The following is a 13,227-nucleotide window of genomic DNA, read 5'->3' on the forward strand; positions in this document are numbered from 1 at the left end:
AATGGGTAGCCTGACGGCGTGAAAGAGACCCGTGCCGATGTCGAGCAGATGCGGGCCGCCGATGCCGATCGGCAGAAGGTCGCCGACCAGCTCAAGGTGGCCCTCGACGAGGGCCGGCTCTCCCTGCAGGAGTACGACGACCGGGTGCGCCTGGCGTACGCGTCGAAGACGTACCAGGAGCTCCTGCTGCTCGTCACCGACCTGCCCCGCCCGGGGCTGAACTCGTCCGAGGTCGCCGCCCGCCGCGTCGCCGAGGAGCGCAAGGCGGCCCGCCGGCTGCCGACCGCGCTGCTGGTGCTGTGGACCATCTGGGCCGCGCTCACGGTGGTCAACCTGGTGGTCTTCGGGCTGGTGAGCGCGACGGTCGGGGGCCACGTCTACCCGTGGCCGATCTGGTTGCTGGCGCCGGGCGCGGCCCTGGGCGCGGTCACCGTCGGTGTGCAGGCGATCCGGAGCCGGCGCTAAAGTCGGAGCGTGACAGTCCCGCTCTCCGTGCTCGACCTGGCCACGGTCCGCGAGGGGCACAGCAGCGCCGACGCGCTGCGCGGCACCATCGAGATCGCCAGGACGGCCGACGAGCTGGGCTACGCCCGGTTCTGGGTGGCCGAGCACCACAACATGCCGGCCGTGGCGTCGACCTCCCCGCCGGTGCTGATCGCCGCGGTGGCGGCGCAGACCGGGCGCATCCGGGTCGGCTCGGGCGGCGTGATGCTGCCCAACCACATGCCGTTCGTGGTGGCCGAGCAGTTCGCGACCCTCGAGGCGCTGCACCCCGGCCGCATCGACCTGGGCATCGGCCGGGCGCCGGGCACCGATCAGGCGACCGCGGCGGCATTGCGCGGCGTCTCGCCGTACCTGACGGTCGAAAGGTTCCCCGAGCACCTGCAAACGCTGCTGGCGCTGCTCGGCGACGAGCGGATCGACGCGGGCGACGCGGCCCGGCTGCACGCCACGCCGGCCGCCACCGGCTACCCCGAGGTGTGGATGCTGGGCTCGTCGACGTACGGGGCGCAGGTGGCCGCCGCGCTCGGGCTGCCGTTCTGCTACGCGTACCACTTCGCCACCAGCTCCGATGTGGACGGCGCGCTGCACCTCTACCGGTCCGGCTTCAAGCCGTCGCCGCGCTTCCCCGAGCCGCACGTCATGGTCAGCGCGTCGGTGATCGCCGCGGAAACCACCGAGGAGGCGCAGTTCCTGGCCGGCCCGAGCCGCATCATGGCGCTGAGCCTGCGCACCGGCCGGCTCGGCCCGATCGTCTCGCCCGAGCGGGCCGCCGCGGTGGAGTTGTCCGACCTCGATCGGGCGATGCTCGACTCGCTGCCGGGCACCCAGTTCGCTGGCACCGGCGACGAGGTGGCGGCGGCGCTCGACGACCTGGTCACCCGCACCGGCGCCGACGAGTTGATCCTGGCCGGGACGGTCCACGACCCCGCCACCCGGCAGGACACGCTGGTCCGTGTGGCCAAGGCGTGGGGCCGTTAATCGGGTGCGTCCACGACCGGCGGCGACAAGGATGATGGCATGTCGTGGGAGCTGACCGGCGACGTCGAGGCTTTCGCCTCGACGTCCGATGACTTCTTGAGGTCACGGCCGGTCGAGCACACCGTCTTTCTCACCCTGGTCGACACCTTGCGCCGGAAAGGCCCGCACGCGTACGGGTCGGGAGCGCCCATTTTCGGCCAGTGGCGCGCCGGCGACGGGTCCGTCGACGGCGTGCTGCTGCAGACCCCGCCGCATCCGATGCTCTTCTCCCGCCTGCCGGCCGGTGCCGTCACCGAGGCCCTCGACGTGCTGGCCGGCCGGCCCCTCCCGGGGGTCAATATGCTGGCCGACGACGCCGCCGCGTTCGTCGCCGGCTGGCCCGCGGCCGCGACCGAGCGGATGCGGGTGCGCCTCTACCGCCTCGGCGAGCTGACCCCGCCGCCCCCGCCCGCCGGCCGGGCCCGCATCGCCGACGGCGGCGACCGCGAGCTGCTGCTGGGCTGGTTCGCCGCCTTCCACCACGAGATCGACGGCGTCCACGAGGACGATTTCGGCGAGGTCGTCGACGACCGGGTCGGGCACGGCGACATCACGCTGTGGGAGGTCGACGGCACGCCGGTCTCGATGGCGGCCCGCTCCCGGCCCGAGGCCGGCATGGTGCGCATCCAGATGGTCTACACGCCCGCCGTCCACCGTGGACACGGGTACGGCGGCGCGGCCACCTCGTCCGTCAGCCGCGCCGCGCTCGACGCGGGCGCGTCCGACGTCGTGCTCTTCACCGACTTGTCCAATCCGACCAGCAACGGGCTGTATCAGCGGCTCGGCTACCGCCCGGTGCTCGACCGCGTGGTGATGGAGTTCGCGTCGTGACCGATGGCAGGGTTCTGCAGGTGAACGTCGGGGTGCCCCGCTCCAACCCGGCCAAGAAGCTGGCCATGACCGGCATCGACAAGCGGCCCGTCGACCACCCGGTCTACGTGCGCGCGCCCGGGCCCAAGCGGACCGGGCTGCACAGCGGGCTGGTGGGCGACCCGATCGGCGACATCAAGCACCACGGCGGGGACGACCAGGCGGTTTACGCGTACGCCCGGGAGGACTACGACTGGTGGGAGGACGAGCTCGGCCGGCAGCTGGCCGGCGGCGCCTTCGGCGAGAACCTCACCACCGCCGGCATCGACGTGAACGGGTCGCTGATCGGCGAGGTCTGGCGGGTCGGCGACGAGCTCGAGCTTCAGCCCACCTTCGGGCGCATCCCGTGCGCCACGTTCCAGGCCCGGATGGGCGAGCGGCAGTGGCTCAAGAGGTTCACCAAGGTGAACCGCACGGGCGCCTACCTCCGGGTGATCACCCCGGGCCACGTACGCGCCGGCGACGCCATCACGGTGATCCACCGGCCGGCCCGGAGCGTGAGCATCGCCGAGGCGTTCGGGATCTACATGCTGGACCCGGCGTCGCTGGCCCGGCTGCTCGACGCCGACAGCCTCCCCGACGATCTGCGCCAAGAGGTGGAGGAGCGGGTCGCCCGCCTGTGACATGGTGCTGGCATGGACGCGGCGGGTGAGCGGTCGGTCAGCGTCGGCGTCAACCTGGGGATCATCCAGACCGGTGACCGGGCGCGTGCCTTTCTCGGGCCGCCGGTGCCGCTGGGACGGCCACAGGAGGCGCTGGCGCCGGTTCCCGCGCTGGTGGGGTTGCCGAGGCGTCCGGTTCGGACGTTCGTCGGCCGCGAGCGCGAGCTGGCGGCGCTGTCCGGAGCGACGGTCACGGTGCACGGGCTCGGTGGCGTCGGCAAGAGCGAGCTGGCGCTGCAGTTCGCGTACGCGCGGCGGGACCGGTATTCGCTGATCTGGTGGGTCACCGCGGACGAGCCGGCGGCGATCGAATCGGGACTGGCCGAGCTGACCTACCGGCTGCACCCGGACGGGCGGATCGTCGCCACCGACCGGGAGGCGGCCGGCTGGGCGATGACCTGGCTGCAGACCCACCCGGGCTGGCTGCTGGTGCTGGACAATGTGGAGCGTCGCGCCGACGTCGAGCCGCTTCTGGGCGGGCTCACCGCGGGAAGCATCATCGTCACGACCCGCCGCGACGTCGGCTGGGACGAGATCACCGACGAGACCCTGCGCCTCGACGTCCTCTCCCCGCCGGCCGCGGCCGACCTGCTGTTGACGCTGGGACGTCCGGAGGACGCGGTCCTCTCTCCGCCGGCCGCAGTCGATCCGTGGCCGACGCCGGGCCGCCCGGAGGACGCAGCCCTCTCTCCGGCGGCCGCGGCCGACCCGTCGCCGACGCCGGGACGCCCGGAGGACGCGGTGGTCGCCGAGGTGCTGGCGGCGGAGCTTGGCTACCTGCCGCTGGCGCTGCGGCAGGCCGGCGCCTACCTCCGCGAGACCCGGACCGGCCTCGCCACCTATCTGGCGGATCTGCGGACCGACCCTGCGGGCACGCTCGAGGCTGTCGCGGCCGGCGACGCCGCGGAACGGGCGGTGGCCCGGGTGTGGTCGATGACGCTGACCCGGATCACCGAGCTGGAGCCGCTCGCGATCCGGCTGCTGGCCGTGCTGTCCTGTCTCGCCCCCGACGACCTGCCCCGGGACGTGCTGCACCACCTCGGCGAGGCCCGCCCGCGCGTCGATCGGGCGCTCGGCGTGCTGGCGTCGTACCACATGATCACCTTGACCGGCACCACCGTGGCGGTCCACCGCCTGGTGCAGTCGGTCGTCGCCGCCGGGCAGCGAGACGACCGGCCCGAGACGCTGCGCGCCGCGATGCGGGCGCTGACCGAGACCCGGCCGGGCGGCGACGCGAGCGTGCGACCGGAGACCTGGCCGCGCTGGGCCACGCTGAGCCCGCACATCAACGCCCTCGCCCGCGCCTGCCCCGACGACGTCGGCGGCGCCGATCTCGCCGCGCTCCTCGGCGAGCACGCCCTGTTCGACCAGTCCCAGGGCCGGTACCGGGCGAAGTTCGAGGCCGAGGCCCGCGCCCTGCGGATCGAGGAGGCGGAGTTCGGCCCGGACCATCCCTTCGTCGCCGTGCGGCTCAACAATCTGGCCAACACGGTGGTCGCCCTCGGGTACCCGGCCGACGCCGAGCCGCTGCAACGCCGATCCCTCGCGATCACCGAGCGAGCCTTCGGCCCCGACCATCCGGACGTCGCCATCCGGCTCAACAACCTGGCCCTCACGCTGATCGACCTGGGCCGGCCGGCGGAGGCCGAGCCGCTGCAACGGCGGGCCCTCGCCGTCACCGAGAGCACCCTCGGCGCCGGCCACCCGGCCGTTGCCACCCGCCTCGGCAACCTGGCCATCACGCTCACCGAGCTCGGCCGGCCGGCGGAGGCCGAACTGCTGCAGCGGCGGGCGCTGTCAACAACGGAGAACGCGCTCGGCCCCGATCACCCGAACGTCGCGCTTCGCCTGACCAACCTCGCTTCCTGCCTGGACGCGCTGGACCGGCCCGCCGACTCGGAGCCGCTGTTGCGCCGGGCGGTCCGCATCATGGAGGCGACGTACGGCCCGGAACATCCGCACGTCGCGATCACGATGGGCAGCCTGGGCATCGTCCTGCTCCGGCTCAACCGTCCCGAGGAAGCGGAGCCGCTGCTCCGCACGGCCCTCGCGACCGGCGAGGCGGCGTTCGGCCCCGATCATCCCGAGACCGCCACCGGGCTGGCCAACCTGGCGGCCGCGCTGGAGGCGCTCGGGCGCCCGGCCGAGGCCGTGCCGCTTCAGCAACGGGCCCTGGCGATCCTGGAGGCGCGGCACGGCGCCAACCATCCCGCCGTCGGGCGTCTGGTCAGCAACCTCGCGCTGACGCTGGCCACGATGCAGCGCTTCGCCGAGGCCGAGGCGCTGCAGCGACGCGCCTTGGCCATCGCGGAGGCGACCCGCGACCCGGCGCACCCCGAGATCAGCCGCCGGCTGCTCCACCTCGCCGCGATCGTCGACAGGCAGGGCCGCCGGGCGGAGGCCGAGGAATTGGTGCGGCGGCTCAGGACGCCGAAGGCCGGCGGGAGCGGCCTCAACGCTGACGAGTGAGACCAACGAGAAAGGCCCCTGACCGGCGTCAAGCGCGATCAGGGGCCTCTCCGTGCACCGGGTGGCGGGTGAAGGATTCGAACCTTCGTAGCTTTCGCGACGGATTTACAGTCCGCTCCCATTGGCCGCTCGGGCAACCCGCCTGGGCACACTCCTGCGCTCTCGCACAGCAGCGGACAACAGGATAGCCGTACCGCTGCCCCGGAACGCAACCGGGTACCGTCGGCATGTCGAGGGCCCGGCGCGGTCCTCCGCATACATCGACGTACGCCAGCCCGGCAGGAGTCTGATCATGGCAGCCAGCCCGTCATTCGACATCGTCAGCAAGGTCGACAGTCAGGAGGTCGACAACGCGTTCCATCAGGCGGAAAAGGAGCTCGGCACCCGGTTCGACTTCCGGGGGACGGGCACCGTCATCGCCAAGTCGGGTGAGAACGGCATCACCATCACCTCGGAGACCGAGGAGCGGGCGAGCGCCGCGCTCGACGTGTTCAAGGAGAAACTGGTCAAGCGGAACATCTCGCTCAAGTCGCTGGACGCCGGCGAGCCGCGGCAGTCGGGGAAGACGTACAAGATCGACTGCAAGGTGATCGAGGGCATCGAGACCGACAAGGCCAAGGCGATCAGCAAGAAGATCCGCGACGAGGGGCCCAAGGGCGTGCAGGCCCAGATCCAGGGCGACCAGCTGCGGGTGACCGGCAAGAAGCGGGACGACCTGCAGGCCGTGATCGCCCTGCTCAAGGCGGAGGACTTCGGCGTCGCCCTCCAGTTCACCAATTACCGCTGACGCGCGGCCGCGCGGCGGCAGACTGGGGCGATGAGCACCGGTACGTGGACCGTGGTGGTCGGCGGGCTGGCCGGGATCGCCCTGACCGTGTTCGGGGCGGGCATGCTGGTCACCGGGCGGGCGCCGGACGCGACCGCGCGGGCGTTCCGCAGCGTGCGCGACGCCGGTCGCTATCACCTGCTGTTCGGGCTGGGGCTGGGGCTGGTCGTGGTGGGCACGGCGCTCGACGCGGGCGTCGTGACGCTGGTGACCACGCTCGCGGCGATCGTCCTGGTCGCCGTCGCGGTGATCCGGTTCCGTCCGCGGGGGCATCGCCGCGTGCACCGCTGACCACCGGCTGGGAAGTGGGCGCGCCGCCCGGCGGCGGAGGGCTAGGAACGGGCCGTGGACCTGACGCATGCCGTTCTGTCGTTCGCCGTGCTCGGCGCCCTGCTGACCATCACCCCGGGCCTCGACACGGCGCTGGTGCTGCGGGCCGCGGTCAGCATGGGCCGCGGGCCCGCCTTCGCGACCGCGCTGGGCGTCGGCGCGGGCGCGCTCACCTGGGGCGCGGCCGCCGCGGTCGGCGTGTCGGCGCTGCTGACCGCCTCCGAGGTGGCCTACACGGCGCTGCGGGTCGCCGGCGCGGCGTACATGATCTATCTGGGCGTCCGCATGGTGTGCGGCGCGCTGCGCAGGCGCGCCGCGGACCCGGCGACCGCGGCCGAGCACGCGGCCCCGACAGTGTGGAACACCTTCGGCCGCGGCCTGTTCACCAACCTGCTCAATCCCAAGGTCGGCGCCTTCTACGTCGCGGTGCTGCCGCAGTTCGTCCCGGACGGGTCGTCGCCGCTGGCCGTGGGGGTGCTGCTCGCGCTCGTGCACGACCTCGAGGGCATCCTGTGGTTCAGCGCGATCATCGCCGGGGCGGGCGCCCTGCGGCGGCAGCTGGCCCGGCGGTCGGTGCGGCGGGCGGTCGACGGCGGCACGGGAGCCGTTCTGCTCGGGTTCGGGGTGAAGCTGGGCCTGGGCAGCCGGTAGGAGGAGTCTCCGCGGCAGGTAGTAAGAGGCGGCAGGTAGTAAGAAAGGAACAGGTCATGATCGATCCGGTCGTCCGCATCGAGGAGATCGAGGCGCTTCCCCGGGTGGTGTTCGCCGACGTCCGCTACTACCTGGACGGGCGCTCGGGCCGGGCGGCCTACGAGAGCGGTCACCTGCCCGGCGCGATCTTTGTGGACATGGACACCGTGCTGGCGGCCCACGCCGCGCCGGCCGACGGGCGGCACCCGCTGCCCTCGCCCGAGGCGTTCGCCGAGCGGATGGCCGAGCTGGGCGTGAGCGACGACGACGTGGTGATCGGCTACGACGACGCGGGCGGGGTGATGGCCGCCCGGCTGGTCTGGATGCTGCGGGCCACCGGGCGGGAGGCCGCCCTGCTCGACGGCGGGCTCACGGCGTACGCGAAAAAGCTCGAAACCGAAACGCCGCGGCGGGCCCGGGGGAGCTTCGAGGCGAGGCCCTGGCCGAGCGAGAAGCTCGCCGGCATCGACGACGCCGCCGGCCCGCAGAACGTGGTGATCGACGCGCGCCCGGCGGAGAGGTTCCGCGGCGAGAACGAGACGATCGACCCGCGGGCCGGGCACATCCCCGGCGCCCGCAGCCTGCCCTGCCGGGAGAACGTGGACGCGGCCGGGATGTTCTTGACGCCGGCCGAGCTGCGGGAGCGGTTCGCCGCGGTGGGCGTGACCGACGGCGCCACGGTCGTCTCCTACTGCGGCTCGGGGGTGACCGCCTGCCACAACCTGCTGGCCCTCGAGCGGGCCGGGTTCGCGCCGGGCCGGTTGTATCCGGGCTCGTGGTCACAGTACAGCGCGACCGAGCGGCCGGCCGCGACGGGATCCTAGGAGTCGGGGCCGCCGGCCAGGTCGCGCGCCGAGGCGACGTCGTCGGGCCCGAGTCCTTCGTAGCCGGTGCGTTCGTGCTGGCGGCCCTGCTCCTCGATCCAGCGGGTGTGCGCCTCCCAGGCCGCCTGCTTGCTGCTGCCCAGGGCCGAGCCGATCTGGGTCCACGATGCCCCGGCGCCGCGGGCCGCCCGCACCATCGCCTGCCGGCCGTACCCGGCCTTGCGGATGACCACCTCGCTGAGCGCCAGCATCTCCAGGGCCTCGTCGCGGCTCAGGGGCGTCGCGCTGCCCCTCTCGGGGTCCTGACCGGCCACCGAGGCCAGCGCGTCCCGCATCCGGAGCTCGTCGTACCGCGTTGTAGCGGTGGAGAGGGTGTGCTCGCGCTCCAGTTCGTCCGGTGAGGCCGTCATCCGGAAAGCGTGCCCGTCAGGCCAACCTGACGTCAAGTGATCTTGACGGCCCATCGGTGAATTGGCCTCATTTCTCCCACTAAATCCAGAGTAAAAGCCTCAATCCTTTGCGTCCACGTGGCGTGAACACCTCAGCCGTTCGGTCAGGATTTCGGCATGTGCGGCTTCGACCCGCCCATGGAGACTCCCTGTCGCACACCTGGTGTGGCACCATCATGTGCACCCCACCGGTTTGCGTAACACTTCGTTCGCGTACACGTCGCAGGAGTCGAGATGTCTGCAAGAAGGCTAGGCCGCCTCGCCGGCTTGGTGCTCGCGCTTGCTGTCGTCTTTGGTGGCGTGGGTGTCGCCGCTGGAAACCCAGGCGAGAGCAACAACGCGATTCAGGTCAGCACCCTTGTCGCGGAGTGGGACTGACGATATCCCGCTGGGCCCACCCCGCGATGGGACGCTGACTGACAAGGGAGCGTTATGGCCAGGCGTCCGCGGGCGCGCCAGCATTCCACGCAGTACGCATGGCTGATCACCGGACCGCTTGCGCTATTCGCCGCCGTCTGCTTGGCGGCATTCTGGGCAACCGATCCGACCTGGTACAGATCGTGGCCCGGTGGCCTGCTCGCGCTGGCCGGCGTCTGCATGGCGTACGTCGGTGTCTTCAACGTCGTCATCCGGCGCAGCACCTACAGCATTATCCTGACCGAGGTCCCGCTCGTCCTGGCGCTGTATTACCTGCCGCCCGCGATGATCACCCTTGTTGTCGCGGCCGCCACGATCATCACCCAGGTGGCGCGCTCGGCCGTGGTCATTCCGGCCAAGATGTGGTTCAACGTCGCCAAGGGCGCGGCCACCATTTCGGCCGCCTCGCTGGTCGTGGCCGCGCTGCCCGCGTTCGAGGGCGCCGGCCCCGGGACCTGGGTGGTCATCACCATCGCCCTGCTGGTCAACACCATTGTCGACCTGATCTGCCTCGCCGGCGTGATGGGCGTCGTCCAGGGGCCCCGGGCGGGTCAAGAGGTGCTGCGCGGCCTGCCGCCCGCTATCGCGATCTCCTGCGTGAACATCGTGATCGGCCTGGTCTTCCTGGTCACGCTGGTCGCCAACCGCTGGTCGGCGATCCTGCTGGCGGTTCTCGTCGCCGCGCTGGTGCTGATGCTGCGGTCGTTCGCCGAGTTCTTCCGGCAGCACCGCACGCTCACCGACGTCTACGAGCTGACCAAGGCGGTCCGCGAGGAGGGCGCCGACGTGAGCCTGCCCGACGTCCTGCTCGGCCGGGTCCGGGCCCTGATGCGCGCCGAGTACGCGACTCTGTGGCTGCCCTCGCAGGGCCGGCACCCCGAGGTGCTGCTGACCGCAAGGGTGGAGAACAAAGGCCTGCTCGACCTCTCGCCGACGCCGGCCGCGATCCGGGAAAGGGCGATCACCGACGGCCAGACGCTCGCCGTCGGCCCCCAGTTCGGCACGACCCAGGAACTGCGCAAGGAACTTCGCACGTCCAAGATCAAAGACGCGGTGATCGTTCCGCTGCGGTCCGGCCAGACGACCATCGGCAGCCTCGAGGTGGTCAACCGGCTCGGCGACACCCGGTCGTTCCGGGCCGCCGACGTGCAGGTGCTCGAGACCATCGCGGCGCACGCGGCGGCCGCGGTGGAGAATTCCCGGCTGGTCGAGCGGCTGCGCCACGACGCGTACCACGACCGCCTCACCGGCCTGCCCAACCGGCGGCGGATCACCGACGCGCTGGCCGAGGCGGTCCGGGTGCGCGCCGAGAAAGAGGTCGTCGCCACGCTGCTGTTCGACGTCGACGGCCAGCGCGACGTGAACGAGTCGATGGGCCACGCCGCCGGCGACAAGCTGCTCGCCGAGGTGGCCGAGCGGCTGCGCGGCATCGCCGGCCCGGGCGCCCTGGTCGGCCGGATCGGCGGCGACGAGTTCGTGGTGACCCTGCGGGCCGAGAGCACCGACGTCACGGTCCGGCTGGCGACCGAGATGCGCGAGCAGCTGCGCGGCCCGATGACGGTCGGCACGCTGACCCTCGACGTGGACACCGCGGTCGGCGTGTCGGTCTACCCCGATCACGGCGGCGACCCCGAGACGCTGATCCAGCGGGCCGAGCTGGCCGCCAACGCGGCCAAGGTGCTTCCGTACGGCGTGCAGCTGTTCCACCCGGCCCTGGAGTCCCGCGCGGTGCGCCGGCTGGGCATCGCCGCCGACCTGCGCAAGGCGCTCGACAATGACGAGCTCGACGTCTACTTCCAGCCCAAGGTCACCCTGTCCGACCGGCACCTGGTCGGCGTCGAGTGCCTGGCCCGCTGGACCCACGCGGCGCACGGCGAGGTCGCCCCCGAGGACTTCGTGGCGGTCGCCGAGCACACCGGTCAGCTCTCCCGGCTCACCGAGCGGGTGCTGAGCGAGGGCCTGCGCCGCTGCCGCGAGTGGGCCGAGGCCGATCGCCCGCTCTCCATCGCGGTCAACCTGTCGGTGCGCACCCTGCTCGACTCGCGCTTCCCCGACCACGTCGAGGAGCTGCTCGACCACTACGCGGTGGCGCCGGCCCAGGTGACCTTCGAGATCTCCGAGCCGGGCATGCTCGGCGACATCGAGCGGGTGCTGCCTACCCTCTACCGCCTGCGCGACCTCGGCGTACGCCTCAGCGTCGACGATTTCGGCACGGGCGCGTCCTCACTGTCGTACCTGCGGCAGTGGCCGGTCCACGAGGTCAAGATCGACGACAGCTTCGTGCAGGGCATGGCGACCGACTCGGGCGACCTGGCGATCGTGCGGGCGGTGATCAGCCTGTCCCGTGAGTTCGGTCTCACCGTGGTGGCCGAGGGGGTCGAGAGCGAGCTCACCCTCGATCTGCTGGAGGAGATGGGCTGCGAGATCGGCCAGGGTTACCTGTTCTCCCGCCCGCTGCCGTACGAGCGGCTGGAGGCCTGGTTCAGCGCCCAGACCGAGCCCGAATCCACGCCCACGGGCGAGGTCCGCAGGCTCCGCGCGGTCATCTGACCCCGATTTCACCGCCGCGGCCAGGCCGTGTATTGTCTTCCCTGCGCCGCGAGCGAGAGATCGCACGCAGATGCAAGCCCCCTTAGCTCAGTCGGCAGAGCGTCTCCATGGTAAGGAGAAGGTCTACGGTTCGATTCCGTAAGGGGGCTCTACCGGGTTCTTTCCCCGCCACCGGCGCAGGACACGGAGCCTGGCTCGGCGGTGTAGCTCAGTTGGCAGAGCAAGCGGCTCATAATCGCTGTGTCGCCGGTTCAAGTCCGGCCACCGCTACTTTTGCAGTTCGGCGTGTCAGTCATTTACGCTGGTGTGCCGTCAAGTAACCCTGTTAGTAGGAAGGCACCTTGCCGTGGCCAAGGCGACCGACGTCCGTCCGAAGATCACCCTGGCGTGTACGGAGTGCAAGGAGCGGAACTACATCACCCGGAAGAACCGGCGCAACGACCCCGACCGCATCGAGCTGAAGAAGTTCTGCCCGCGGGACGGCCGGCACACCCTGCACCGCGAGACCCGCTGACCTCTCAGCCGAGCACGACCTGCTGCGCCGTCCGCGAGGGCGGCGCAGAGTAGTTTGTGGGGCATGCCCCTGGACCAGTCGTACGTGGGACGAAGCTTTCCACCCACCGAGCCGTACCTCGTCGGCCGCGAGAAGATCCGCGAGTTCGCCCGCGCCATCGGCGCCCCCGAGCGGGAGTATCACGACCCCGAGGCGGCCCGCGCACTCGGCTACGCCGACGTGATCGCCCCGCCGACCTTCCCGATCATCTTCACGATGGCGTCGAGCCACGCGCAGATCGTCGAGGACCCGGCCCTGGGCGTCGACTACAGCCGCGTGGTGCACGGCGACCAGAGGTTCTCGTACGCCCGCCCGATCGTGGCCGGCGACGCCCTGGTCTGTGTGAACACGGTCGAGGACATCACCTCCCGCGGCGGGCACGACTTCATGACCACCCGCAGCGACGTCACCACCGAGGCGGGCGAGCCCGTCGTCACCGTCTGGGCCAAGCTCGTGCAGCGCGGGGAGGAACCGGCATGACCTTCGAGCCGCAGACCTTCCGGGTCACCCGGGCCGACCTGGTCCGCTACGCCGGCGCGTCCGGCGACTTCAACCCGATCCACTGGAGCGAGCGCTTCGCCAACTCGGTGGGCCTGCCCGGCGTGATCGCCCACGGCATGTTCACCATGGCGCTCGTGGGCCGGGCCGTCACCGGCTGGGCCGGCGCCCCCGACGCGGTCGTCGAGTTCAGCGTGCGCTTCTCCCGGCCGGTCCCGGTGCCCGACACCGACGAGGGAACCGAGGTCGTGGTCTCCGCCGTGGTGAAGGGCGAGACCGAGGAGGGCCACACCAAACTTGCGCTGACCGCGACCTGTCAGGGCGAGAAAGTTCTGTCCATGGCACAGGCGGTCGTGCGGAAACGGTAGGGCGGGTTGGGCGAACCCCGGGTCTACCCGTACACTGGTCCGCCGTGGGGCAGTGACCCCCCGAGTTCGCCTGCGCGAGCACGGGGGCGACCAGCCTCGCACAGGGGTGTAGCTCAATTGGCAGAGCAGCGGTCTCCAAAACCGCAGGCTGCAGGTTCAAGTCCTGTCACCCCTGCGCAACTCTCCCCGACGTGCCCGCC

The 13,227-nt window shown here is 71.6% G+C and carries 14 protein-coding genes and 4 tRNA genes; 16 read left to right on the plus strand and 2 right to left on the minus strand.

Features of this window, described 5'->3' with window-relative positions:
- Positions 1–18: 18 nt before the first annotated feature.
- From ACFQS1_RS06290 to ACFQS1_RS06310, 5 genes are all read left to right on the plus strand, one after another.
- Positions 19–465 carry a DUF1707 SHOCT-like domain-containing protein gene (locus ACFQS1_RS06290; protein ID WP_378965159.1) on the plus strand — a complete coding sequence of 149 codons (447 nt, stop codon included), beginning with the start codon at positions 19–21 and terminating at the stop codon, positions 463–465.
- A 9-nt stretch (positions 466–474) separates the two neighbouring features.
- Positions 475–1,482 carry an LLM class flavin-dependent oxidoreductase gene (locus ACFQS1_RS06295; RefSeq protein ID WP_378965160.1) on the plus strand — a complete coding sequence of 336 codons (1,008 nt, stop codon included), beginning with the start codon at positions 475–477 and terminating at the stop codon, positions 1,480–1,482.
- A gap of 39 nt (positions 1,483–1,521) precedes the next feature.
- Positions 1,522–2,352 (plus strand): GNAT family N-acetyltransferase, encoded by an 831-nt coding sequence (locus ACFQS1_RS06300; protein WP_378965161.1) that lies wholly within the window; start codon positions 1,522–1,524, stop codon positions 2,350–2,352.
- 65 nt (positions 2,353–2,417) lie between these two features.
- Complete coding sequence (locus tag ACFQS1_RS06305) at positions 2,418–3,014, plus strand: MOSC domain-containing protein (RefSeq protein ID WP_378965421.1); 597 nt, start codon at positions 2,418–2,420, stop codon at positions 3,012–3,014.
- Between the two features lie 12 nt (positions 3,015–3,026).
- Positions 3,027–5,522, plus strand: a complete 2,496-nt coding sequence (locus tag ACFQS1_RS06310) for a tetratricopeptide repeat protein (protein ID WP_378965163.1) — start codon at positions 3,027–3,029, stop codon at positions 5,520–5,522.
- A gap of 62 nt (positions 5,523–5,584) precedes the next feature.
- Here ACFQS1_RS06310 and ACFQS1_RS06315 read toward each other — a convergent pair.
- A tRNA-Tyr gene (locus ACFQS1_RS06315) sits at positions 5,585–5,665 on the minus strand.
- A 149-nt stretch (positions 5,666–5,814) separates the two neighbouring features.
- Here ACFQS1_RS06315 and ACFQS1_RS06320 point away from each other — a divergent pair.
- From ACFQS1_RS06320 to ACFQS1_RS06335, 4 genes are read left to right on the plus strand one after another with little or no spacing between them, the layout of a single operon-like run.
- Positions 5,815–6,309 carry a YajQ family cyclic di-GMP-binding protein gene (locus ACFQS1_RS06320; RefSeq protein WP_378965164.1) on the plus strand — a complete coding sequence of 165 codons (495 nt, stop codon included), beginning with the start codon at positions 5,815–5,817 and terminating at the stop codon, positions 6,307–6,309.
- A 30-nt stretch (positions 6,310–6,339) separates the two neighbouring features.
- Positions 6,340–6,639 (plus strand): hypothetical protein, encoded by a 300-nt coding sequence (locus ACFQS1_RS06325; protein WP_378965165.1) that lies wholly within the window; start codon positions 6,340–6,342, stop codon positions 6,637–6,639.
- 54 nt (positions 6,640–6,693) lie between these two features.
- The gene (locus ACFQS1_RS06330) at positions 6,694–7,329 is read left to right on the plus strand and encodes a LysE family translocator (protein ID WP_378965167.1); all 636 of its coding nucleotides are present in this window, start codon (positions 6,694–6,696) and stop codon (positions 7,327–7,329) included.
- A 56-nt stretch (positions 7,330–7,385) separates the two neighbouring features.
- Positions 7,386–8,192, plus strand: coding sequence for a sulfurtransferase (locus tag ACFQS1_RS06335; protein WP_378965168.1), 807 nt, complete (start codon positions 7,386–7,388; stop codon positions 8,190–8,192).
- Here the strand turns inward: ACFQS1_RS06335 and ACFQS1_RS06340 are convergent.
- Positions 8,189–8,602: a hypothetical protein gene (locus ACFQS1_RS06340; protein WP_378965169.1), complete on the minus strand. Its 414-nt coding sequence runs from the start codon at positions 8,600–8,602 to the stop codon at positions 8,189–8,191. The two genes, ACFQS1_RS06335 and ACFQS1_RS06340, sit on opposite strands and share 4 nt — an antisense overlap.
- A 471-nt stretch (positions 8,603–9,073) precedes the next feature.
- Here ACFQS1_RS06340 and ACFQS1_RS06345 point away from each other — a divergent pair, with 471 nt between their 5' ends.
- From ACFQS1_RS06345 to ACFQS1_RS06375, 7 genes are all read left to right on the plus strand, one after another.
- Positions 9,074–11,608: a putative bifunctional diguanylate cyclase/phosphodiesterase gene (locus ACFQS1_RS06345; protein ID WP_378965170.1), complete on the plus strand. Its 2,535-nt coding sequence runs from the start codon at positions 9,074–9,076 to the stop codon at positions 11,606–11,608.
- Positions 11,609–11,684: 76 nt separating this feature from the next.
- A tRNA-Thr gene (locus tag ACFQS1_RS06350) sits at positions 11,685–11,757 on the plus strand.
- Between the two features lie 48 nt (positions 11,758–11,805).
- A tRNA-Met gene (locus tag ACFQS1_RS06355) sits at positions 11,806–11,878 on the plus strand.
- A gap of 76 nt (positions 11,879–11,954) precedes the next feature.
- The gene (gene rpmG, locus ACFQS1_RS06360; RefSeq protein WP_015618978.1) at positions 11,955–12,122 is read left to right on the plus strand and encodes a 50S ribosomal protein L33; all 168 of its coding nucleotides are present in this window, start codon (positions 11,955–11,957) and stop codon (positions 12,120–12,122) included.
- A 63-nt stretch (positions 12,123–12,185) separates the two neighbouring features.
- Positions 12,186–12,641, plus strand: a complete 456-nt coding sequence (locus ACFQS1_RS06365; RefSeq protein ID WP_378965171.1) for an FAS1-like dehydratase domain-containing protein — start codon at positions 12,186–12,188, stop codon at positions 12,639–12,641.
- Entirely contained in the window at positions 12,638–13,027 is a 390-nt protein-coding gene (locus ACFQS1_RS06370) for a MaoC family dehydratase (RefSeq protein ID WP_378965172.1), read from the plus strand. The genes ACFQS1_RS06365 and ACFQS1_RS06370 overlap by 4 nt, the downstream gene beginning before the upstream one ends.
- Before the next feature lie 102 nt (positions 13,028–13,129).
- Positions 13,130–13,202 (plus strand) — tRNA-Trp (locus ACFQS1_RS06375).
- Positions 13,203–13,227: the final 25 nt, after the last annotated feature.

It is taken from the genome of Paractinoplanes rhizophilus (assembly GCF_042664765.1).
Classification (GTDB): Bacteria; Actinomycetota; Actinomycetes; order Mycobacteriales; family Micromonosporaceae; genus Actinoplanes; species Actinoplanes rhizophilus.